The 24,641-nt window shown below is 35.6% G+C and carries 20 protein-coding genes; 17 read left to right on the plus strand and 3 right to left on the minus strand.

The features are described from left to right. Positions 1–2 precede the first annotated feature (2 nt). Positions 3–1,511 (plus strand): HAMP domain-containing histidine kinase, encoded by a 1,509-nt coding sequence (locus JDW14_04705; GenBank protein QQD66502.1) that lies wholly within the window; start codon positions 3–5, stop codon positions 1,509–1,511. Positions 1,512–1,560: 49 nt separating this feature from the next. Here the strand turns inward: JDW14_04705 and JDW14_04710 are convergent, their stop codons facing one another. Beyond that, positions 1,561–1,968, minus strand: coding sequence for a DUF2871 family protein (locus tag JDW14_04710; GenBank protein ID QQD66401.1), 408 nt, complete (start codon positions 1,966–1,968; stop codon positions 1,561–1,563). Between the two features lie 262 nt (positions 1,969–2,230). Here JDW14_04710 and JDW14_04715 point away from each other — a divergent pair, with 262 nt between their 5' ends. Then, a complete protein-coding gene (locus JDW14_04715; GenBank protein QQD66402.1) occupies positions 2,231–4,684 on the plus strand; it encodes an ATP-dependent RecD-like DNA helicase in 2,454 nt (817 codons plus the stop codon). Positions 4,685–4,932: 248 nt separating this feature from the next. Beyond that, the gene (locus JDW14_04720; GenBank protein QQD66403.1) at positions 4,933–5,994 is read left to right on the plus strand and encodes a zinc-dependent alcohol dehydrogenase family protein; all 1,062 of its coding nucleotides are present in this window, start codon (positions 4,933–4,935) and stop codon (positions 5,992–5,994) included. 57 nt (positions 5,995–6,051) lie between these two features. Here the strand turns inward: JDW14_04720 and JDW14_04725 are convergent, their stop codons facing one another. Beyond that, complete coding sequence (locus tag JDW14_04725) at positions 6,052–7,002, minus strand: YegS/Rv2252/BmrU family lipid kinase (protein ID QQD66404.1); 951 nt, start codon at positions 7,000–7,002, stop codon at positions 6,052–6,054. 264 nt (positions 7,003–7,266) lie between these two features. On the opposite strand from JDW14_04725, the gene JDW14_04730 reads away from it, so the two are divergent. From JDW14_04730 to pyrR, 11 genes are all read left to right on the plus strand, one after another. Next, positions 7,267–7,428, plus strand: a complete 162-nt coding sequence (locus JDW14_04730; protein ID QQD66405.1) for a hypothetical protein — start codon at positions 7,267–7,269, stop codon at positions 7,426–7,428. 375 nt (positions 7,429–7,803) lie between these two features. Next, entirely contained in the window at positions 7,804–11,358 is a 3,555-nt protein-coding gene (gene smc / locus JDW14_04735; GenBank protein ID QQD66406.1) for a chromosome segregation protein SMC, read from the plus strand. A gap of 99 nt (positions 11,359–11,457) precedes the next feature. Next, on the plus strand, positions 11,458–12,861 hold the full coding sequence (rlmD, locus tag JDW14_04740) for a 23S rRNA (uracil(1939)-C(5))-methyltransferase RlmD (GenBank protein ID QQD66407.1): 1,404 nt from the start codon (positions 11,458–11,460) through the stop codon (positions 12,859–12,861). A 1,010-nt stretch (positions 12,862–13,871) separates the two neighbouring features. Beyond that, positions 13,872–15,662 carry a DUF262 domain-containing protein gene (locus tag JDW14_04745; protein ID QQD66408.1) on the plus strand — a complete coding sequence of 597 codons (1,791 nt, stop codon included), beginning with the start codon at positions 13,872–13,874 and terminating at the stop codon, positions 15,660–15,662. Between the two features lie 145 nt (positions 15,663–15,807). Then, positions 15,808–16,188 (plus strand): SH3 domain-containing protein, encoded by a 381-nt coding sequence (locus tag JDW14_04750; protein QQD66503.1) that lies wholly within the window; start codon positions 15,808–15,810, stop codon positions 16,186–16,188. Positions 16,189–16,563: 375 nt separating this feature from the next. Further along, a complete protein-coding gene (locus JDW14_04755; protein ID QQD66409.1) occupies positions 16,564–17,130 on the plus strand; it encodes a 5-formyltetrahydrofolate cyclo-ligase in 567 nt (188 codons plus the stop codon). Positions 17,131–17,142: 12 nt separating this feature from the next. Next, positions 17,143–17,844 (plus strand): rhomboid family intramembrane serine protease, encoded by a 702-nt coding sequence (locus JDW14_04760; GenBank protein QQD66410.1) that lies wholly within the window; start codon positions 17,143–17,145, stop codon positions 17,842–17,844. A gap of 21 nt (positions 17,845–17,865) precedes the next feature. Continuing rightward, positions 17,866–18,828, plus strand: coding sequence for an ROK family glucokinase (locus tag JDW14_04765; GenBank protein ID QQD66411.1), 963 nt, complete (start codon positions 17,866–17,868; stop codon positions 18,826–18,828). A 21-nt stretch (positions 18,829–18,849) separates the two neighbouring features. Next, positions 18,850–19,245, plus strand: coding sequence for a rhodanese-like domain-containing protein (locus JDW14_04770; GenBank protein ID QQD66412.1), 396 nt, complete (start codon positions 18,850–18,852; stop codon positions 19,243–19,245). A 21-nt stretch (positions 19,246–19,266) separates the two neighbouring features. After that, positions 19,267–19,578, plus strand: a complete 312-nt coding sequence (locus JDW14_04775; GenBank protein ID QQD66413.1) for a DUF1904 family protein — start codon at positions 19,267–19,269, stop codon at positions 19,576–19,578. An 84-nt stretch (positions 19,579–19,662) separates the two neighbouring features. Then, positions 19,663–20,205: a bifunctional pyr operon transcriptional regulator/uracil phosphoribosyltransferase PyrR gene (gene pyrR / locus JDW14_04780; GenBank protein QQD66414.1), complete on the plus strand. Its 543-nt coding sequence runs from the start codon at positions 19,663–19,665 to the stop codon at positions 20,203–20,205. 75 nt (positions 20,206–20,280) lie between these two features. Here pyrR and JDW14_04785 read toward each other — a convergent pair whose 3' ends face one another. Continuing rightward, on the minus strand, positions 20,281–21,975 hold the full coding sequence (locus JDW14_04785; protein QQD66415.1) for an NFACT family protein: 1,695 nt from the start codon (positions 21,973–21,975) through the stop codon (positions 20,281–20,283). 204 nt (positions 21,976–22,179) lie between these two features. Between JDW14_04785 and JDW14_04790 the strand changes: the two genes are divergently transcribed. The 3 genes from JDW14_04790 to trmD are packed head-to-tail and all read left to right on the plus strand — an operon-like array spanning position 22,180 to position 24,599. Continuing rightward, positions 22,180–23,364 (plus strand): MFS transporter, encoded by a 1,185-nt coding sequence (locus JDW14_04790; GenBank protein QQD66416.1) that lies wholly within the window; start codon positions 22,180–22,182, stop codon positions 23,362–23,364. Further along, complete coding sequence (rimM, locus tag JDW14_04795; GenBank protein QQD66417.1) at positions 23,336–23,878, plus strand: ribosome maturation factor RimM; 543 nt, start codon at positions 23,336–23,338, stop codon at positions 23,876–23,878. Before JDW14_04790 ends, rimM begins: the two co-directional genes overlap by 29 nt. Beyond that, positions 23,868–24,599, plus strand: coding sequence for a tRNA (guanosine(37)-N1)-methyltransferase TrmD (trmD, locus tag JDW14_04800; protein QQD66504.1), 732 nt, complete (start codon positions 23,868–23,870; stop codon positions 24,597–24,599). The genes rimM and trmD overlap by 11 nt, the downstream gene beginning before the upstream one ends. Positions 24,600–24,641 lie beyond the last annotated feature (42 nt).

Genomic DNA, 24,641 nt, shown 5'->3' on the forward strand with positions numbered 1-24,641 from the left:
TGATGAAGATGCAATGGTTTAAAAGAGAACAACCCATTTCCCTAAAATGGAAATGGGGAGTTTTGTTATTTACAGTATTTTTTGTTGTTGGTGTCGGTGGGCTGTTATTATATCATAACCATTTACGCAATGCACAACGTGAAGCATTGATGAGTGTGTATCAAGAACAATTTGATGCCGTAGTGGATTATCTTGAAAGTTTTGATACTTTACATCAATTTAATTCGAGCGATATTGAATTGGAGCAGTTGCCGGAAGAAATTTTATTGACGATGAACAATGATGTGTTGAAATTTTTAGAATCTCAAACACATGATGAAGTGATTTTTCGTATTTTCAATCGCAATAATCGTTTAATTTATTTTACGAAACATATTCAATTACCTAAAATTGAAATGACCCAGCCATTGAAATTGATTGAAATTGATAAGGTAGTGCATTTAGTTGCGTCTGCACCGATTATGTCTAAACAATCCAATCGTCATGAGGGAACAATTCAGTTCATCATTCAAGCAACGTCACTAATGAATCGTGAACACAATCAAGTGCGTGTCTTTTTAATTGCACTAAGTATCTTACTTGTTGTGTCAATTTTGTTAGCGATTATTGTGACATCACAATTTTTACGGCCTTTGAATTACTTAAACAATGCTTTAGATTTAGTAGAAGAAGAGAGTTTATCGGAGCTACGTATGCGTAAACCACGCTCAGTTGATGAGTGGAGTGATTTAACCTTACATATTAATCGAATGCTAGATAAAATTGATTTGTACGTTAAAAACCAAAAACAATTCGTCGAAGATGTTTCGCATGAATTACGTACTCCCGTTGCGATTGTCGAGGGACATTTGACCATGTTAAATCGCTGGGGAAAAAATGACCCAGAAGTGCTAGAAGAATCTATTTCTGCGTCATTACAAGAGATTAGTCGTATGAAAGGTTTAGTTCAAGAAATGCTTGATTTAATGCGAGCCGACCATGCTGAAGTTGATTATAAAGATGAAATTACGAATGTTTATAGTACAACACGTCAAGTTTATAATAATTTCGTTATGCTGTATCCAGAGTTTCAGTTTTATTTAGATGCTGATAAAAAGGAAGATGAATTGTATATTCGAATGTTCCGTAATCATTTTGAGCAAGTGCTAATTATTTTGCTGGATAATGCGGTGAAATATAGTACTGACCGTAAAGAAATTCATTTATCGGTCAGCACGACACTTTCCGAAATTGAAATTGCGATTCAAGATTTTGGTGAGGGAATGACAGAAGAAGATAAGGAACGTGTCTTTGGACGTTTCTATCGAGTGGATAAAGCTCGTTCACGAGATAAGGGTGGTAATGGGCTTGGACTAAGTATTGCACAACAACTAGTTCAAAGCTATAAAGGTGCTATTCGTGTCGAAAGTGTCTTGAATCATGGCTCAATCTTTTATATTAGCTTTCCAATATTGGATAATTCTCGCCAAATTTATAAGAGTAAACAAAAGGCGATTAAGAAAAATCTATAATGATGCAAAAAACGCTCTGAGAAATGTGGAATCTCAGAGCGTTTATTTTTTAGTTTTCTTTTGTCATTAATTGATTGATGATGAGGAAGAATAATACACCGGCTACTAAGGTAACAGTGTGACTCATACCTGTCATCGCAGCTAATAAACTACTTCTTTGACCACCTGTTACAGTAATCATGCCTTTGCCTAACATAACTAATGAAGATAAAATAATGCCACAGTTCAAAATCCAATAAAAAATATTAAATAATTTGTGTTGAGATAATGTAAATAATTTCTCTAATACTGCTAATAATAAATGGAAAACTGTTCCTAAAGCAAAAATAAATAAATAAAGAGATGACAATAATGAAGTGCCCTCAAAATGATGTTGTTTAGTAAATGCCAAATAGAAGACAGCTGCAGCTGTTCCTAGTACGGCATAGACTGTTGATGTTCTAACTAATTTTTTCACAAATAATTCCCCCTATTGTTTACGTTTGGCAGCCACAATGTCCACTTTAAAAAATTCTATGTGCGATACTCGTACTTCGATATTTTCTTCCAGTGGGTTGGGACTAAACGCCTTGCTCACACTATGTTTTAATTGTTGTTAATTTTTGAACAACGTGATAATTATAGCAAAATATTTCATTAATTGCGAGTGATTTGTGCTATAATAGACGCAAGAAATGGACGTCAAGGCAATTCGGACGAACCATAGGAGGTGAACGTTTTTGAGTGAAGTGCTTATTGTAGGACAGTTAGATGCGATTTATTTTGAAAATCCGACCAACTTATATAAGGTAATTCGTGTCATGGTTGATGATGAGTTGACGGAAGTTTTAACTCATTCGGAAATTGTTTGTACAGGGCAATTTGCCACCTTGCATTATGATACAATGTATGAATTTTATGGCAATTTTACAACACATCCTAAATTTGGTGAGCAATTTTCAGTGACACGCTATCAACAAATGGCTCCCACTTCTGAAAAAGGTTTAGTCGATTATTTATCAAGTGACCGTTTTAAAGGGATTGGGGGAGTCTTAGCACAACGTATCGTTGACCAATTAGGAATGGACGCAATTGAACTGATTATTCAAGACGGCGATGTATTAAAGTCGATAAAAGGTATAACCAGTCAAAAGCAACAGGATTTACGTGAGGCTCTACTGAAGTTTCAAGGAACTGAACGTGTTTTTATGCAGTTGAGCGAATGGGGATTCACTCCAAAGTTTGCTGATAAAATTTATCAAAAGTATAAGAGTGCGGCGATTGAGAAAATTAAAGAAAATCCATATCAATTAATTGAAGACGTAGAGGGGATTGGTTTTTCTAAGGCAGATTTGTTAGCAGAAATGCTAGGCATTGAACCGGATTCACTCGACCGTATAGTAGCAGCTTATTATACGGTGATTTTAGAGCATTGTTATCAAAATGGTGATACTTATTTATTGGAATCTATTAGTCGTCAGCAAACACAAAAATTATTAGAGAGTGCACGACCGTATTTGATTAGTGATGAGTTGATGAATTTGGCTTTGGATAAGGCGATTATGGAGAAGAAACTCGTTCGGATACTCGAGGGTTTGATGATTCCAAGTCTATATTTCGCTGAAATTGGGATTGCAGAACGTTTATATAAGCACATTCAATACGCACAAATTGAACAATTTGAAGAAAGTGTTATCGATGAGGCAATTCAAGAAGTTATCGAAACCACAGGTATTCAATATGACCAACAACAGCAGCAGGCATTGAAATTTGCAATGCAGTCACCTTGTTCGATTATTACTGGTGGACCAGGTACAGGGAAGACTACTTTAGTAAAAGGATTAATTGCCTTACACTCGATTTTACATGAATATGAGCTATCTTCTATAACGAAATATGGCGATTTTCAGCCGATATTATTGGCTGCACCTACTGGACGAGCAGCAAAACGTATGAATGAGATGACTGATTTACCAGCTCAGACGATTCATCGAATGTTAGGCTATACTCGAGATAGTAATGTGGAAGAATTTTCTAGCAGTGTTGAACTTGAGGGAAATTTATTAATTGTCGATGAGATGTCAATGGTCGATACTTGGTTAATGAACTGGTTAATTCAAGCGATTCCGTATCAAATGCAAGTGGTATTTGTAGGCGACCGAGACCAATTGCCGTCAGTTGGCCCAGGAAAAGTGTTTAATGATTTAATTGCCAGTCAAAGTATTCCGACGATTAAATTGGAGAAAGTCTATCGTCAGGGACAAGATAGTTCCATTATTTCCTTAGCACACGAAATCCGACAAGGAAAAATTCCAGCTGACTTATTAGACAAACAAATAGACCGTAGCTTTATTCCTTGTGCACCGAACCAAGTAGTTGATGTCGTGCGTCAAATTGTGGAGCAAGCTAAAAAGAAACAATATGACAGCACTAATATGCAAGTGTTAGCACCGATGTATAAAGGCCCTGCTGGGATTAATCAGCTGAATGAGCAGTTACAAGTTATTATGAATCCAGCGAAAAAAGGATTACGAGAAATTACTTATTTTGAGCAGACATTCCGAGTAGGGGATAAAGTATTACAATTGGTTAATAATGCTGAAGCTGATGTTTATAATGGTGACATTGGTAAAATTGTAGCGATTTTTAATAAAAATGAAACAGAATCGAATGTTGAAGAAGTACTGGTTGAATTTGAGCAGCGAGAATTAACATATAAACGTTCCGATTTAGACCAGTTGACTTTGGCTTATTGTTGTTCGGTACATAAAGCACAGGGGAGTGAGTATCCTTTAGTTATTTTGCCACTGGTTGATTTACATTCACGATTATTGCGTAAAGATTTATTATATACGGCAGTCACAAGAGCGAAACAGCGACTTGTATTAGTAGGAAATCCGAATAGCTTTGTAAAAGCAGCAACGAGCGCTACTGAACCACGTGCGACATTTTTAAAAGATATGATTCAACTGAAGATGAAGAACCAAGTTAAAAAAGGTGTTGAATTTGTAGCTGAAAATGAGCCGATAGCTGATGAAACAGTTTCGGAAGTAGCTGAAAGCAGTGTGGCTACTTTAGTGAAAACTGATGTTTCAGCTGAAAAAGAAACTATTGATGTCTTAACGGAAGATACAATTTGGTCGATTGACCCGATGATAGGTATGGACGGTATTTCGCCGTATGATTTTATGTAATTTTACTCTATTTTTTTATATTTCATAGTACCTCACTGAACAGACGTGATGTTTAATCTTACAGTCTTTTTGGTGAGGTTGTTGTTTTTCGCACCATTTATTTGTGAAATATTTATCTTTAAATAAAGTTGTAAATATAATATTTTTGACAAAAACAACAAAAAAATGTGAATTTTTTATCAAAAAGCTATATATTTTTTGAGAGATATATGGCATAATTTAGTTATAAAAAAGAAAGGCGGTTGCTTATGAAAGCGTATACTTATATTGGACCAGGAGATGCACAGTTTATTGAGAAAGAGAAACCAGTTATTTTAAAACCAACAGATGCAGTTGTTCGTATGACAAAAACAACTATTTGTGGTACTGATTTGCACATCATTAAAGGAGATGTTCCTGCTGTACAAAGTGGTACTATTTTAGGACACGAAGGTGTTGGTATTGTTGAAGAAGTTGGTGAAGCAGTTACAAACTTCAAAAAAGGTGATAAAGTTCTTATTTCATGCGTATGTTCTTGTAGTAAATGTTACTATTGTAAAAAAGGTATTTATGCACACTGTGAAGACGAAGGTGGTTGGATTTTCGGTCACTTAATCGACGGAACACAAGCAGAATACTTACGTGTACCACATGCAGATGCTACTTTATATCATACACCAGAAGGATTATCTGACGAAGCATTAACTATGTTATCAGATATTTTACCAACAGGATATGAAATCGGAGTTCTTAAAGGTAAAGTGACACCTGGTTGCAACGTTGTTATTGTTGGTTCTGGTCCAGTTGGTTTAGCAGCATTGTTAACTGCACAATTCTTCTCACCAGCGAAAATTATTATGATTGACCTTGATGATAACCGTTTAGAAACAGCATTATCATTTGGTGCAACTCATGCTATTAATTCTGCAAATGTTGAAGAAGCGATTCAAAAAGTATTTGAACTAACTGATAATCGTGGTGCTGACGTAGCGATTGAAGCAGTTGGTATTCCAGCAACATTTGACTTCTGTCAAAAAGTAATTGCGATTGACGGTACAATTGCGAATGCTGGTGTACACGGAAAACCGGTAGAATTTGACATTGATAGATTATGGATTCGCAACATCAATGTGACAACAGGTTTAGTATCTACAAATACAACACCACAATTATTACAAGCATTATCAGCAAATAAAATTCAACCAGAAAAATTAGTAACACACTACTTCAAACTAAGTGAAATTGAAAAAGCGTATGAAATTTTTGGTAAAGCAAGCGAGCATAATGCAATTAAAGTAATTATCGAAAACGATATTTCACCAGTTGAATAATATAAAGTAAAAAAATTACTCCAAGCCATTTAGTTGGCTTGGAGTTTTTGTGTTGTCTTATACTTCTTTAGGTAAATAAAAAGGATATTCGTCAACTGTAAATACTAGATGATTCGGATTTTTTTGACGCAATTCACCGTCAACTTGACTATAAATGGCTTGCTCAATCATAATTTCAGCATGTGTTCCGGAAAAATATTTAACATATTTCGAATTAGGCTCTTGTTTTTTTACAATGACTTGCCATAGGTATTTGATTAATTGCTTTAAACCAACTTGTTGGAAGACAAGAATACTGATTGTCTTATCTTCTGGTTTAATCTTTTGTGATAATTGAACACCACCACCGAAAAATGGGGAATTCATCACACAAACCAATTGGCAATCGTTTAACATTTCTTGTTGTTGATTGATCGTTAAGAGAGTATCGAAATTCTCTAATTTAAAAATACTCATGAACGCACAGAAAATATAAGAAAATTTTCCGTTCGCAAAACGTTTGAGTGGTGAGTGCTTTGGTAGTGATTTTGCATAATGAATCACTGTTCCGTCAAAACCAATACCAAGATTATTGATAACAATGTCTGATTTTTGCTGTTGAACATCTGTATAGCTAAAAATCGGAATTGATTGAATCGAATGATAAAGTAAATAAGAATCAATAATTTCACGTGTCGTCATGCCATGTTGCCATGTTCTTGCAAAGTCATTTCCCGTACCAGCTGGAATTACTGTTAATGCTGGTCGAATACCACATTGAATAAAAGTATTCACTACTTCATGTAATGTACCGTCACCACCGATAACAAATACATCAAAGCTATTCGGATTACTATTTTTGGCACAAATTTGTTTAACTATTTCAACGGCATGCCCAGCATATTCAGTAATAAACGAAATATGTGCAATATTTAATGAATTTAGAGTGAATTGTACTTCTTGTAATACTTCTTGCCCCTTACCAGAACCAGACATGGGATTGGCAATTAAATAAAGACGTTTATTCATAAGAAAACTCTCTTTCTAATTATTATTACATTCATTAGTTAGTATAACATGAAGTTTGTTTATATCGCTAGCATTAGGGGAGAAAAGGGCAGTGTCAAGGGAAAAAAGTTTTAAAAAAATAGTGAAGTGTTTACCTTGATATTTCCAATTGAATAAGATAGTATAAAAACATAGAAAGCGTTTTTACAGTTTGATGTTTGAGTAGGAAAAGTAAATGTACGGAATAAAAAATAGATGAAGTGAACTAGAATAGGAGGAGAGCAAATGGAATTGTCGACTGTTATTTTAATGTTGATTGTCGCGTCAAATTATCTTTTCGGTAATTATTTAAAAGCTAATATTCCAATTATGTGGCATTTATTAAATTGGCTATTGATAATTTTATTAGCTTATATGGCAGTGGATTATTTTAAGAAGAGAAAATAAAAAGATATTTATTAAGACTATATAACACCGGAATTTGCATGAATGGCTGGAATTCCGGTGTTATCTTGCGTAGATTGTGATATAATATGTAGCGTTGAATTAGAAGACACATTATGTGACACTAACATAGTGAGAGCGAGAGTGTTCTGGCTCGAATCACTGGAGCAAAAAGAGCCGGAGAGCGTCAGCACTCCAAACGATTTGCGAAGTGGACGTCGAGCCAACCCGAGCGAACCAGAATTAACATAGTGAGAGCGAGGGTGTTCTGGCTCGAATCACTGGAGCAAAAAAGCGTAGGAATGCGATAGCATTCAGAGCATGTTTGCGAAGTGGACGTCGAGTCAACCCAAGCGAACCAGAATAGGAGGTGATACGATGTATTTAGCACGTGTTGAGATGACAGGATTTAAGTCATTTGCAGATAAGACAGTTATTGAATTTGACCAAGGTATGACGGCTGTTGTTGGACCAAACGGAAGTGGAAAGAGTAACTTATCAGAAGCGATTCGTTGGGTGTTAGGTGAGCAATCTGCTAAAAGCTTGCGTGGGTCTAAAATGGAAGACGTCATTTTTAATGGGACGCAAGACCGTAAAGCCGTCAACTTGGCAAAAGTGACTTTGGTGCTGAATAATGAAGATCGCTACTTAGATTATGATTTTAGCGAGATTAGTATTACACGAAGCTATAATCGAAATGGCGAAAGTCATTACTATATCAATAATGAGTCAGTGCGTTTAAAGGACATCGTGGACTTATTACTTGACTCCGGTCTTGGAAAAAACAGTTTTGCGATGATTTCTCAAGGTAAAGTGGAAAGTATTTTCTTAAACAAACCAGAAGAAAGGCGAGCAATCTTTGAAGAGGCTGCTGGTGTACAAAAGTATCAGTATCGAAAAATTGAGGCCGAACGGAAATTGACTAAATCAAGTGACCATTTAAGTCGTGTCAAAGATATTATTCATGAATTAGAAACTCAATTAAAACCACTTAAAAAGCAACGTGAAACAGCGTTGAAATATCAAGAATTACAGGCAGAATTGTCAGATTTAGAGATTTCATTATATACGCATCAAATTACACAAAATCGACAATCTTGGATTAATGCGAAAGAGCAATTAGTGCAAGTGAACGAAGTGATTGATACATCGAAAGCAAAGGTGGCTGAAACGAGTTCAGCCATTTATGTCACACAGTCTAAATTAGACCAATTGCTAGAAACATTGGATTATGATAATGAAATGTATCAAGAGGCAGTGCGACATTTAGAGCAGACCAAAGCAAAATTACAAATGTTAGAGCAAGAGATACAGTATACTAAAGCAAATGCTGATGATAAGTCTGTACAATTTGAAGCACAGTTACAACAACACGAACAACTGCAAGAGCAATTATCCAAAATTGTAGCAGATATTTCAATTAGCGAAAAAGAAGTTGAGTCACTTCAATCGTCAATCAAGCAATTAAAATTGTCACAAAAAAGTATCGACGGCTTGAGTGATGAACAAATTGAGCAATTGCGTAATGATTTAATTGAGTTTTATCAGCAAGAAGCTCGTGCCAATAATCAAGCACAACAAGCGTTGAGTCAACAAACATATCATGAGAATCGTTTAAGTCAATCATTGGCAAAATATGAATTATCTAATGATACAGTTTCTAAGCGTCAAACACAATTAGAACAGACCGAAAAAGAGTTGGCACAACAAGAGACCTTGTTTCAAGCACATCAAGTCCAACATCAACAATTGACACAGCAATGGCAAGACATTCAACGTCAGCGTGAACAGTTACAACAAGCATTATTCCAACACGAACGTCAACAACATGCTTTAGAGGCAAAAGTTCAGTCATTAAAGCAAATGCAAGAAGATTATGCAGGTTATTTTGGTGGTGTGCGTGCCATTATGAAAAATGCCGATAGCATTAAAGGAATTGACGGAACGGTTGCTGATTTAATTCATGTCGAGCCAGTCTATCAAGTTGCGATTGATACGGCATTGGGTGGTGCGCTACAACATATTGTGGTAGCTGATGATGCAGCTGCACGTCGTAGTATTCAATTTTTGAAACAAGAGCGAGCAGGGAGAGCAACCTTTTTACCACGACCACATATTAAACCACGTTATTTAAATGACGCATTTTTAACTCAAGCACGTCAGTATGATGAATTTATTGGAACGGCAGTTGATATTGTATCCTTTGATGAACGTGACCGAGCGATTATTCAAAATTTACTTGGTTCTACGATTGTCATGAAGTCAGTAGAGCAAGCTCAAAAATTAGCTGTGCAATTAAATCATCAAGTGCGTATCGTGACATTAGACGGCGAAATTTTAATGCCAGGTGGTTCGATTAGTGGGGGTAGACAAAAGCAACAACAACATTCTATGCTAAGTCGTCAAACAGAGTTAGACCAAGCGATAAAAGCACTTGCAGCAGCAAATCAGTTAAAAGCCGAACAAGAAGCGAAATGGCAAAAAATTCAACAAGATGATGAACAGATTCGTCGTCAAGGTGAAGAAAGTCGTCAACAATTATCGCAGTATGAACAGACGATTTCTGTCTTGCAGCGTGAAGTGAATCAGTTGAGCCAAGAAGTTAAACAGGCTACCAATGAGCAAATTATTTTAAAAGATGAGATTAATCAATCGGAACAAGCGATAAAAGAATCATTGGCAGAACAACAGAATGCCAATGCACTAGCAGCGAAGATGAAGCAAGATATTGAGAATGCCAATCAATTATTAGAGCAATTGAATGTATCGCAATCAGATCGTAAGCAGCAATTGAATGAAATAACGCTGCAATTACAAAGTCTGACCACGCAAGAAGCTGTCAAAGCTACTGAATTACGTCAGTTACAAATGCAAAAAGGGCAGTTAACTGAACAATTACAGCAGCTATCAGATTTTATTCAGCATCATCAACAAACGAATGCGACTGATGTGCAACAATTATCACAATTAGAAGAAAATAAAGTAGCTTTAGAAGCAGCAATCGAGCAGTTGAGCTTGAATTTAACGACACAACAACAACAGATTGAACAACATCGCCAAAATCGTAGTGAAATGAATCATGCATTACGTGAATTGGAGTCCAACCAACAAGAAGAACAAGTTGTGGTTCAAGATTATTATCAAAGACAAGCGAAACTTCAAGCACAAATTGAAAAATTTGAAGAATTGATTGATAATCATTTAAATTATTTGAATGAAATGTATCAATTAAGCTATGAAGCAGCCATTGAAAAAGCAGTTGTTGTAGAATCATTCAAAGAAGTGAATGCTAAAGTCAAAACATTGCGTAAAGCCATTGATGCACTTGGCCCAATTAATTTATCAGCGATTGAAGATTATGATGCGTTAAACGAACGTTATCAATATTTATTGGAGCAACAAGAAGATTTATTATTGGCAATGGCACAATTGCAATCGACGATGGATGAAATGGACGCAGAAGTGATTAAACGTTTCAGCGAGGCCTTTAATCAAATTAATCAACAATTCAAGAAAACTTTTAAAGCATTATTCGCTGGAGGAGAGGCAGCACTTGAATTGACAGACCCTAATAATCTATTAACGACAGGTGTCGATATTATTGCACAACCACCAGGTAAACGAAAACAAAATTTAGCACTCTTATCCGGTGGAGAACGTGCCTTTACAGCAATTGCGTTGTTGTTTGCGATTTTAGAAACTAAGCCTGTACCATTTTGTATTTTAGATGAGGTGGAAGCAGCGTTGGATGATGCGAACGTATGGCGTTATGGTGAATATTTGCAGCATTTTACGGAGAATACGCAATTCATTGTGATTACGCACCGTAAAGGAACTATGGAACATGCGGATGTCTTATATGGTGTCACAATGGAACGTTCCGGTGTTTCCAAATTAGCATCAGTTCGATTGAGTGAAGCAAAAGAAATGTAAAAATGTTAACAACAATACGGTATGCAATTATTTTGGAATGCTTTTGCATATCGTATTCTTATATATTGGATAGAAAAAAGTAACTGATAGGAGTTGTTTATGAAACGAATTGAAACACCAACTGAAGTATTACAAGTACAAATTGAACGCATTAATGAAAAAGGTTTTGGCTATGCACATTACATTCATCCACCCAAAAGAGGGTCACAAGGTAAGCACCTGCACTTAAATATTCCATATACTGTTCCGGGAGATGTCGTACAAGTTACTGTTCCCAATGCCAGTGGTCGTAAAAAAGCGACATTAGATTATGATGCCATCATCAAACCAAGTCCGATACGGAATTTATCAATTCCAGAAGACGAAGAAGTAACTGGTGGGACGCCTTTAATTTATATGGATTATCAAGCCCAGTTAGAGTATAAGGAAAATCTTGTTAAAAACTTTTTAGCTGACAAAGGATTCGATACAGATGTGGTAAAACCAATTGTCGGAATGGATAATCCTAATCGCTATCGCAATAAAATGGAATTGAGCTTTGGGGCAAACAATGCATTAGGAATGCACCAACAAGGTAATTTTCGCAATGTTATTGATATGAAAGATTCCTATATTGCACCTGAAATTATGATTGAAGTCAAACAAATTATTCAATCATGGCAACACAAACATCAAATTTCAGGATATGAAAAAGAAACCCAAACTGGTGTCTTACGTCATTTATTGATGCGTCATTCGATTAAGACAAAAGAATTAATGATTGTGATTTATGCGACAGTCAGTCCGAGCGAATATGCTGACCAAATTGAAGAATTGAAACAGACATTAATTGCGACTTTTCCTAATTTGACCAGTCTACAATGGATTGTCAATGTCACATCGCTTGAACGTCTGTTTGCTGATGAAAAGCATTTGTTGCATGGTAGAGAGTATATGCTAGACCAGTTAAATGGTTTTGACTATCGTATTTGGCCAGATACTTTTTTCCAAGTGAATCCTGTTCAAGCTGAGAAAATGGTGCAAATTGCTATGGAAATGGCTGATGTTCAATCGGATATGCGTATACTTGATTTATATTGTGGTGTAGGAACATTTAGTTTACCACTGGCTAAGGCATGCGATGAATTAGCTGGTATTGAAATTGTCGAGTCTTCAATTCTATCGGCACGTCGTAATGCGTCGGATAATGCGATTGATAATACAACATTCTTTGTCAATGATGCCAAAAACGGTTTGCGTACATTGAATGATGATTGGGGTATGCCAGATATGTTATTAATCAACCCACCACGTAGTGGTGCTGGTGGTAAAGTTATGCGAGCAATTGGACGTTTTGGCACTGAAAAAATTATTTATGTATCATGCAGTCCGAAATCACTCGCTGAAGATTTGGTGAGTTTATTACCATTTGGGTATCAGTTGAAAGAAGTGGTGCCAGTGGATCAGTTTCCGCATACGAATCATGTGGAGTGTGTATGTTTGTTGACTAAAGCTCATAATTGATAGTTTGAAAATGTCTTGAAATAAGCGTGTATCCAAATTTTTAGCATTTAAATTCTAAGAAAAAGGGCTCTGTAAATATCCGAAAAAACAAGGAGGTTTTGTATTTGGATAGACAGAAGTGTTGACATCGGATGGAGTATACGGAAATGCTTATTCAAGATTTATGAAAAGAAATCAATAAAAAAGGTTAACAAACATATTTTATTACACAGCAAAATGAGTAGCCTATTTTAGAAAGGAAAGCTTCTTATGTCAGATAAAATAAGAGTGATACCAGCTAATACAAATGAGCTGGTGAAACACGTTGTTATTCATGCTCGTGTGAGTTGTAATAGTATGGAACAATTGGATAGACTCAAATTATAAATCTCCGGTCTTAAGAAGTTTGATTCAGAATAAAGAAATTGGAAACTTGTTGATGAAACTGGTCTTACAAGAAAAGCAGTTATCTAGATTCTTCAGGGGATTCAGCCTGCAACTTTCAATCAGTTCAAGAATAATCCAGAAGAATTCATCATTAAGGTATCAGCGCTAATCAATGTTGAAAAGGCAACTGCTATCACTCATAACATCACATACGATGTCATAGATGTATTTACTGACTCTACAATCAAAGGTCGCTTAGACGTAAATGTCATGAAGGAAAAGAAGACAAAGAAGCATATTGTTTATGATTCATCTAATGAGCAGGCATTTGCTACTGAATTAGATACAAACACAAACGTGGCAGTATATGTTTAATTATCAGATGGATTCTATATTTCAACTCCGGTTGTACATTACAATCCAGACTGGCGATTGTATTCTATGAAGGAACCGTTCAGCACCTCTATTTTGTTGCAGAAACACAAGGTTCTATGAATTTAATGCAGCTTCATTTAATTGAAGAATCAAAGATTCACTGTGCAAGAAAACACTTTAAGTCCATCAGCAATGGTGAGGTAGTTTACGATATTGTTGATAACTATAAGACTTGTCTTGATATGGTTGCGAAGTAAGGAGGAATATTTATGCCGACAACAATAGAAGTTAACAAACAAAGTGTGGAGGCTTTACTTGGTAGTGGAAGAGCTAAATCCTTTGTTATTCCAGAATATCAGCGCCCTTATGCTTGGACTGATGAACAGGTAGAAACACTGTTTGAAGATTTGTGGGAATTTACAGCTACCAGTGGAGGTACTGAACGTGAAGGTTCGTACTTCCTTGGCAGTGTTGTTGCCTATGAAAATGAAAATGGTGAACAAGAGATAATTGATGGTCAACAGCGTATTACGTCTTTATTCCTGTTGTTAAGAGCTATTTACACAAAATTAGTTGTTACTCCTATAGCAGAACGTACTGCAGAGGCTAATAACTTTATTGGTAAAATTGAGCCTGCGATTTGGCGCACAAACAAATTAACTGGAACAGTTGATTATCAAAATATACTCCTTACATCACGAGTAGTGAATAATGAAGGAAATGAGATTTTACGTAACATACTTGAAACAGGAAAAGCGGATGAAAACGCAAAAGACAATTATTCTAAGAATTATAGACATTTTCAAAAATTGTTTGATAAGCATTCAAACGAAAATCCATTAATGGTCTATCAGTTTATTTATGCTTTATTGAATCAAGCTATTCTTTTACCAATAACTGCAGACACACAGGATACAGCATTAACTATTTTCTCAACTTTGAATGATAGAGGCTTGCCGCTATCCGATGCGGATATATTTAAAGCGAAGATTTATAACCAGCTTGATGTAGAGGATAAAAAAATATTCATTGACCGTTGGAAAGACCTTGATGAACAGGCAACTGAAGCTAATGAGAGCATTCAACAGTTGTTCTATTACAATATGTTTTATCTTCGAGCTTTGGAGAAGGATACAAATACAACTACACCCGGTGTGAGAAAGTATTATGCTGCAAACAAGTTTGAGCGTTTGTATCAGCCGGGATTGTTAGACAAATTATTTGTTATTCTCGATTTGTGGAAAGTAATCAATAAGAACGATGTACTTGAAGATGAAGCGTGGTCTTCAAATATTAAGATTAAACAGACGTTAGATACTCTTACTTCATATCCTAATGAGTTCTGGAAGTATCCGGTTGTAATTTATTATGTAAGTTATCGTAAGGAAGCGGATTTTGAGACTAAGTTTGGCTTGTTTTTGAACAAACTGCTGGCTGAGCTGATGACAAAGTATATTTTGATTCCAACAATTAATGCTGTTAAACCGGATATTCTGAAATTGAATTCCGCAATAATCGCATCAAGTATACCTAAATTTGATTTTAAAGAATTAGATGCGAGTCAGTTAGAAGCACGTATTCAGAAACCTAATCGTAACATGGTTCGTATGTTGCTTAAAACTCTTGCATATGAACATCAAGATACATTACTGCCAAGTAAATGGGAGATTGAACATATCTTTCCACAGAAATGGCAGACAAACTATTTCCTTGATGTGCCAGAAAGTATTATTAAGGAGAAGATTGAACATATTGGGAATAAGCTTCCATTCGAGAAGAAGCTTAATATTGTTGCTGGTAACGGATATTTTGGGAAGAAGAAAAAAGAATATGCTGCATCTAAAATTGTAATTACAAAAGCAATAGGGACCTCTGATATTCAGGAATGGAATATGGATTTTATTATGAAAAGAGATATCAGGGTTTCGGATTCAATTACAGCTATTCTTAAGAAATGGAATAATGAATATCTTAATATTCCATCAGAAGCACCAGCCGATGAACCTACCGCTGAAGATTTGGCTCGTATAGAGGAATTCAAGAAAAAAGGCTGGATTTAAATTTTGATGAGCAGTATCACATGTAAAAAGTGAGGAAAAAATCATGCTTATGAAGTTTTAGGTGCAGTATATTCCGGAGGAAAAAAGGAAAACTGCTAATTGTATATATAAGCTTATTGATTGTCTCGCATGGAACATTCCATAAATCAGAAGTAGCTCAAATCATCCTACCCCTTCACATAATGTATCTTCAGGTTCAAACTATTCCTTGATTCGACAAAGTGGACAATTTTTCCCAAATCAAACGGTTGCGATTAAAAATAAACCGAGTTTAGGTGCTAGTTCCGTAGGATTTTATAAACCTGGTGAATCATTCGTTTATGATGGATATATTCATGCAGAAGGAATGGTATGGTTAAGCTATGTAGGAGGTTCAGGAATCCGTCGCTATGTGGCTTGGCGTAAGATAAATGGGAAAAAATGTGTTGTTATCAAACAGTTGATAACTCCTTCGTATCCTGAACAGGGTGGTTTTAATTTAGAGTTGACAAAAGATTCTAGCTTAAAACAATTTATGGAGGATTAACTAGATAAGCGATAAAGTCAACACAGACTTTATCGTTTTTTTACGCTAATTGTTCAGTCTAGTTCATGTCAGTTCAGTTACATTCAGTACCTTTAGTGTGGTATGATATAGTTGTTAAAAAAGAAAAATTTATAAAAAAGAAAATGAAATTTTCACTATAATTCATAATCCCGAATTAAAAATACCGATTTAACAACAATCTTATCATTCGATTTGTTAGAACTTTTGACTTTTTGTCCAGCCCCCACGTAATCAAATAATGCCTGCAATCAAAAATCTTCCCCCCTTTAACTTTTTTTCACAAAATACATTAATTTTCTAACTAAACGACTCCGAAATATGCTAAAATAGTGTCATAAGTGAGGTGGCACGTTGATGACACGATTAACAAAAAGATTATGCCGACAGGCAATATTACAAGAGCTATCGAATTTAGATATGTCATGGAGACAACAATGGGAGCATAACTTATATCAACAACTCATAAATCTCGTTGAACAGCACAATTATCAGTCGATTGCATGTATTTATAGCATGGAGCCTGAAATCAATTTTCACTCACTCATAAAGCAACTACATCAAATGCGGCGAAAAGTTTATTTACCTTGTATTGAACCAGAATATCAATTAACATTTAGGCAATATCAAGCTGGGGATTCATTAGAACGTGTCTTTAAAGGTGTTTATCAGCCACTCCGAACTGCCCCACAAATAGATGTAAATGAGATTGATTTATTAATTGTTCCTGGATTATTATTCAATCATTCAGGCTACCGTATTGGTTTTGGTGGTGGATATTATGACCGTCTGCTTGCTAGGAATCCCGATTTAAAGACAGTGTCATTAGCATTTCCGATACAAGTTTCTAATACAATTGATTCACTAATCGAATCGCATGATATACGAGTAAAAGAATTAATCATTGCTCAAAATTCACATTGAAAGGGTGTAGTAATGAATTTAATACACAAATTAAAAAATCCTATTTGGTGGCAACAAACACCTATTTTAACTTACTTATTAATCATAATAAACTTGTGTATCTATTTGATGATGATTGTCACTTGGGGGACAACTGAAACTTCAGAAGTTCTTTTACAAGCAGGGGCAATGTTTCGTCTGTCGATTATTCTCTTTGGGCAATGGTGGCGTCTATTTACAGCCGGTTTCATTCATATAGGGATTGAGCATTTACTGATGAATCTATTGTCTTTATATTTCGCAGGGATTGAACTTGAGCGAATCACTGGGCATTGGCGTTTTCTATGTATTTATTTATTGTCCATTGTCGGAGGAAATACTTTATCCTTTGCATTATCAGGTAACGGTGTTATATCAGCAGGGGCGAGTACAGGAATTTTTGGTCTATTTGCTGCCTATATCGTATTAGCGAAACTATTTCCGTCTTCTCGTTACTTAAAAGATCGTAGCCAAACATTTACTATGCTGATTGTGGTTAACTTAGGGCTCAATATCTTTTCAGGAACGATTGATATGTGGGGACATATTGGTGGAGCAATATTTGGAGCTTTGGCAACATTAATGGTTGGAATTCCTAATCAAGACAAGCAGTCGTGGTTAAAACGAATCCTAGTTATCATTGCTATCATCACATTGTTCATGTTATTAATTTTTGTAGGATTTAAAAAAATTTAATATAGAAACGAGGAATTATAAATGTCAAAAAAAATTATTGGTATTGATTTAGGTGGAACTTCTGCTAAATTAGCTATTTTAACACCTGAGGGAGATATTCAAAAAAAATGGAGTGTTGAAACGAATATTTTAAATGGCGGCGTGGCAATTGTGCCAAACATCATTGAATCAATTCAAGAGCAATTAAATTTATTGAATTTAACACCCGAAGATTTTTACGGAATTGGTATGGGTTCGCCTGGTAAAGTAGATGCTAAAGAAAAAACAGTTATTGGGGCTTATAATCTCAATTGGAGTGAATTACAATTAGTTGGTCAACAGTTTGAGACAGCTTTTGGTATTCCATTTTATATTGATAATGATGCGAATGTTGCAGCCCTTGGTGAACAATGGAAAGGTGCTGGAAATGGTGAGCCAGATGTTGTCATGTTTACGCTTGGAACAGGTGTTGGTGGTGGTGTCGTGATTAATCACCAATTAGTTCGTGGAGCAGGGGGTACAGCTGGAGAAGTCGGACATATTTTTGTAGACGAGAAACATCGTTTTGATTGTACTTGCGGTAATGCTGGTTGCTTAGAAACTGTTGCATCAGCTACTGGGATTGTTAAATTAGCACGTCAATATTCAAATGAGTTTGCTGGCTCAAGTGAAATTAAAGAACGCATTGACAGTGGAGAAGCTGTCACAGCACGTGATATTTTTGATGCAGCAAAAGATGAAGATACTTTCAGTGAACATGTTGTCGAAGAATTTGCTCGCTATTTAGGCATTGCGACTTCACATATTGCGAATATTTTGAATCCACAAATTATCGTATTAGGTGGTGGTGTGTCAGCTGCTGGTAAATATTTACTAGAAAAAGTTGAGAAATACCACAAGGAATTTTCATTCCCACAAGTGCGTGATGTGACAAAATTAGAGTTAGCACAAATCGGAAATGATGCCGGTGTGATTGGAGCAGCTAGATTAGTGCCAACTAAATAAGAAAGATAGTAGGAGGAAGAAATGGATTTATTAATTTTTATTTTTGCTGTTTTAGTATTAACAATTGTTGCTTATGGTGCTTATTTATTGTATTTGTGGTTGATACGCAAATACTCTGCCACATTAATTGAGGCTGAAGAACTTGAAGAAAAGCGTGCAGGTGCTCAAATTATTGACTTACGTGAAGCGGCAGAATTTGATGCACGTCACATTTTAGGGGCACGTAATTTGCCAATGTCACAGTTTTCTCAACGATATAAAGAAGTCCGTAAAGATAAACCAGTTTATTTATACGATGATAATATGAATTTAGCACCACGTGCAGCTCGTACATTGAAGAAAAATGGTTATGATAATATCTATGTATTAAAAAATGGATTTTCAACATGGGGTGGCAAAGTACGCTCGTCAAAATAAATTAATTAGGAGTTGATTCTTGTGCCACAATTAATTTTTAAAGGGGTTAAAGCTGAAGAAGTAGCACAACTTAGTGCAAGTTTACCGACTGAATTAAGTCGTTTGACGGATACACCGGAAGATTATTTTACCTTTGAATTGGTGACATCTTTATTTTTCAATCAAGGAAATCAAGTAGCAATGTATCCATTGATTGAAATTAAACAATTTAATCGTGGCTTGACAGTTGAACAAGCAATGGCAAAGTTGATACAAGCAGCGATTTGCGAATTGGGTTATCAAGAATGTGAAGTTTACTTTACGCATATTGATAAAGAAAATTATTATGAATAATCAATAGGGTTTGGGTTTGGGTTTAGGTTGAATAAGTCTATACCTAAGCCTTTATTTTTAAGAAAAAAGAAAGGATAGAGATATATGTCAGAAAATTTATTATTAGATGCTGCAGCCATTAATCGAACATTAAAACGAATCGGACACGAAATTATTGAGCGTAATAAGTCAGTGCAAGAAGTCATATTAGTTGGAATCAAAACACGTGGTGAATTTTTGGCACAACGTATTGCTGAAAAAATATATGAAATTGAACAAGAGCAAATACCGGTTGAAGTGGTTGATATTACATTTTATCGGGATGATTTATCTCACGCAACGGTATCGGAATTTCCTGAAGTGTTAAAAGCTGAATTTAATTTGGATTTAACGGATAAACGTGTTGTCATTGTAGATGATGTTTTATATACTGGAAGAACTGTTCGTGCTGCTATGGAGGCAATACTGGCTCAAAGTCGTCCGTCTCATATCCAGTTAGCTGTTTTAGTTGATAGGGGGCATCGTGAATTGCCGATTCGTGCTGATTTTGTCGGAAAAAATGTTCCAACAGCTAAAACAGAGCGTATTGATGTTCGTTTAGAGGAAGTTGATGCACAAGCAGACCAAGTTGTCATTGTTAAGCCGTAAGGATAATTTCGCAAGTTTCATTAAAAACCGACGATGTATCATCATTAACTTAGATACATTGTCGGTTTCATTTATTTACTTTACTTCGTACTGACTTATTCGATTTTCATCTGGTGTTACATAGACCGTATGTTGACCTTCGTAGATGACGTAACCTGGTTTAGCTCCATTGGGTTTGCGTAAATGTTTTACTTGCAATAAGTCAACTGGCACTTGGCCAGAGTGACTGAATTTTGAATAGTAAGCTGCTAATTCAGCTGCTAAAGTAATCGTTTCATCACTTGGTTTGTCACTTTCAATAATTACATGAGAACCTGGAATATTTTTTGCGTGTAACCACCAATGATTTTTGGTTGCTTTTTTCAGACTTAATTCATCATTTTGTTGATTATTTCGTCCAACATAAATTCGAACACCGTCTTCGCTTTGATAAATACGTGGCGATGAAGACGATTTAGCACGTTTCTTGATTGATGACTTACGTTGCGAAACATAGCCTTCTTCAGATAGTTCTGCTTTAATGTCTTCAATATCTTCAATATCTGCTTGCTTCAATTGAACAAGTATCCCTTCTAAATAATCATTTTCTTGAGCAGTTACTTCCACTTGTTCATCAATATAATGCAAGGAATCTCGGTATTTCGTATAGCGTTTAAAATAATTTTGACTATTTTCAATCGGAGTTAAGCGTGGGTCTAGCTCAATTGTAATAGGTTGATTGTTATCGTAATAATTATCTACTGTAATAGTGTCTACACCTTTTTCAATTTGGTAAGCATAAGTCGTCAATAATTCTCCCTTAATCCGATACATATCAGCTGCCGTTGCTACTTTACGGTCTTCTTCTAATTTCATTAATTTCGTTTGATTTCGTTGAATAATCTGTTCTAATTTTTGAGTCAAATCACCTGAGAGTTGTTTGATACGGTCTTGATGAATTTTTTGACGGAAAAAGACTTGTATTAATTCTGATAATGTATTGAATTGTGTTTGAACACCGTCTAAATGTGGCAATGTTATATAGTAAAAATTCAGTTTTGAGTCCGATTCATACAAAGTAGGGGACGCTGTGTTCGTTGCTGCCATTAGTTTTTGTAGGGCTGCCTTAGGCGATAAATTTTCTGTCACAATCCATTCAGCAATCTGTCTGCTACCTAATACACCTAAACCTTCAATTATTCGATGTGCCTGCCCATTTACCAGTTCATCTTGATGCCATGCCCATGATTCTAAATTCTCTAATGAAAAAATATTAGTTTGCTGCTGATTTTTCGGTGGGGCAATATATAAAGCACCCGGTTGCAAGCCACGATAAGTATTTAAACTAGGGGCAACGTGTTTAATACAATCAATAATAGTTTCTTTTTTAGGATTAACTAATAAAATATTACTATGACGTCCCATCATTTCAAAAATAAGACGATATGTTTGTTGGTCACCTAATTCATCTAGCCCACTTAATTCCATTTCAATAATACGGTCATTATCTACTTGTCTTAAATCTAAAATAACCGCATTTTCTAAATGTTTACGCATCAACATACAAAACATCGGTGCGTGCGTTGGATTACTTGGTCGTTCATCGGTTAAACCGATATGATAATAGGTAGGGTGAATTGATGCTGCTAAGCGATAATTTTGTCGTTGATTACGAATAACTAGCTGCAACTCACGTTCGAATGGTTGATATATTTTAGAAATTCTGCCACCAATTAATTGTTCAGCTAATTCATTTACTAATGCTCGTGTAAAAAATCCGTCAAAAGTCATGTGAAACCGTCCTTTCTCAAAAAGAGTTCAGCTATGTCATTATCATTCAATATCTAAAAATAAGCTGAATCTTAATTCTCTATTAATATTTTAACGGATTATGAAACAAAGTGAAAGCAAACCAATCAAAATTAAGAAAATAATTAGCGAATTGTATCAGAATGCCGTATAATAGGACTGTTAGAATAAAATTGTGAGGTTTATATGATTCATTTACTATTAGTGACTATCTATTTGGCTTTCATCAGTCTTGGATTACCGGACTCATTGTTAGGGTCTGCTTGGCCGATTATGAATCCGATGATGAATGTTCCATTATCATTTGCCGGTATTGTGTCGATGATTATCTCATGTGGTACGATTATTTCTAGTTTACAAAGTGACCGTGTCACTAAACGTTTTGGAGCAGGGAAGGTAACAGTTTTTAGCGTATTATTAACGGCGATTGCACTCTTCGGCTTTTCGGTTAGTTCGTCCTTTTGGCAGCTATGCCTATGGGCTATTCCATACGGATTAGGGGCAGGCAGTATTGATGCGTCATTAAATAATTTTGTCGCTCTCCATTATAAAAGTCATCACATGAGTTGGTTACATTGTATGTGGGGCTTAGGTGCAGCAATAGGTCCATATATTATGACATATGCTTTAACTCATGAATTAGGTTGGCAAGGTGGTTATTGGATTATTGGAATTATTCAAGCTGTATTGACGTTTATTTTATTTATGAGCCTACCTTTATGGAAAAGTCATCATGCCATTGTAACGAAAGAAATGAATACCGATTATCACCCACTATCTTTAAAGCAAATTATGGCGATAAAGGGTACAAAGGAAATCATGATCAGTTTCTTAGCCTATTGTGCTATCGAATCAATTGTCGGTCTATGGGCTAGCAGCTACTTTGTATTGTATAAAGGAATACCAGAGGGTATTGCAGCATCGTATGCAGCTTTATTTTATATCGGTATTACGGTTGGGAGAGCATTAAGTGGTTTCTTAACGTTTAAATTTTCTGATGAGCAGATGATTAAGATTGGCAGTAGTGTGATTTTTCTTGGTATTTTCGGTTTATTAGTACCTAAAACACCCGATATTGTTTCATTAATTAGTGTAATTATTATCGGTTTTGGTTGTGCACCGATTTATCCAAGTATTATTCATATGTCACCACGCTATTTTGGAAAAGGGCGTTCTCAAGCGATTATCGGTGTTCAAATGGCTAGTGCCTATTTGGGAACATTAGTGATGCCTCCAATATTCGGTTGGCTAGGGCAAGGTGTCGGTATGTGGATACTGCCATTCTTTATTTTAGTAATTGCCATTATCATGGTGATTATGATTCAACGTTTTATTCAATTATATGAAAGTGAGGATACAACACATGTTTAAAATTGGACGAATTGTCAATACATTCGGTATTCGTGGTCAAGTAAAAGTGATTGCTGATACGGATTTTCCAGAAGAACGCTTTAAAGCAGGCTCAACACTTTATCTTTTAAAGGACGAACAAGTAGTCGAAACTTTAACGGTTGCAGCAGCACAATTGCATAAAGGAACTTACTTAGTTTCATTTGAAAATTATACGAATATTAATCAAGTGGAGTCATTTAAAAATTTATGGTTAGCGATTGATGCGTCGCAACAACAGCCTTTAGAAGATGATGAATTTTATCATCACCAAATTATCGGGCTTGATGTCGTCACTACTGACGGTAAAATGCTAGGGAAAGTAAAAGAAATCTTATCATTAGGTTCTAATGATGTCTGGGTTGTTAAACGCAATAAAGCGAATTTAAAAGATGCATTGATTCCATACATTGATGATGTGGTGAAATCTGTTAATTTAGCTGATAATACAGCTACAATTGAATTAATGGAAGGGTTAATTGACGATGAAAATTGATGTGTTGACTTTGTTTCCAGAAATGTTCGCACCCTTAAACGAATCATTGATGAAAGAGGCACAAAGCAAAGGTAAATTATCCTTACATTTACATAATTTTAGACAATTTGCTGTAAATAAGCATGGACATGTTGATGATTATCCATACGGTGGGGGAGCTGGCATGTTATTGCGTGTCGAACCCATTGTTCAAACACTGGAATCAATTGATAAGAATGAACGCACACGAATTGTCTTAGTTGACCCAACCGGTGTTCCATTTACGCAGCAAATGGCCAATGATTGGGCAAAAGAAGAGCATTTGATTTTTATTTGTGGGCATTACGAGGGATTTGATGAACGGATTCGTGATTATGTAACAGAAGAAGTATCGTTAGGTGATTATGTTTTAACCAATGGCGAGCTGCCAACAATGGTAATGATTGATTCTACTGTACGTCTAATTCCAGATGTGGTTGGAAATGCTCATTCAATAGTAGAAGAATCACATCAACGACATCTATTAGAACATCCACAATATACACGACCAAGAGAATTTCGTGGGAAAGTAGTGCCAGACGTCTTATTAAGTGGACATCATGATAATATTGCGAAATGGCAAGCTAAAGAGGCAATTCGTAAAACTTACGAACGGCGACCAGATTTACTTGAAAAAGCTGAGCTAACATCGCAAGAACACGAATGGTTACAAGAAATTATTAAAGAAAATGAGTTGAAATGATTTCATAAAGGATAAAATATGCTACAATATAAGCATAAAGGA

This window comes from Aerococcaceae bacterium zg-252 (assembly GCA_016237705.1).
In the GTDB taxonomy this organism is placed as follows: domain Bacteria; phylum Bacillota; class Bacilli; order Lactobacillales; family Aerococcaceae; genus Globicatella; species Globicatella yangjingiae.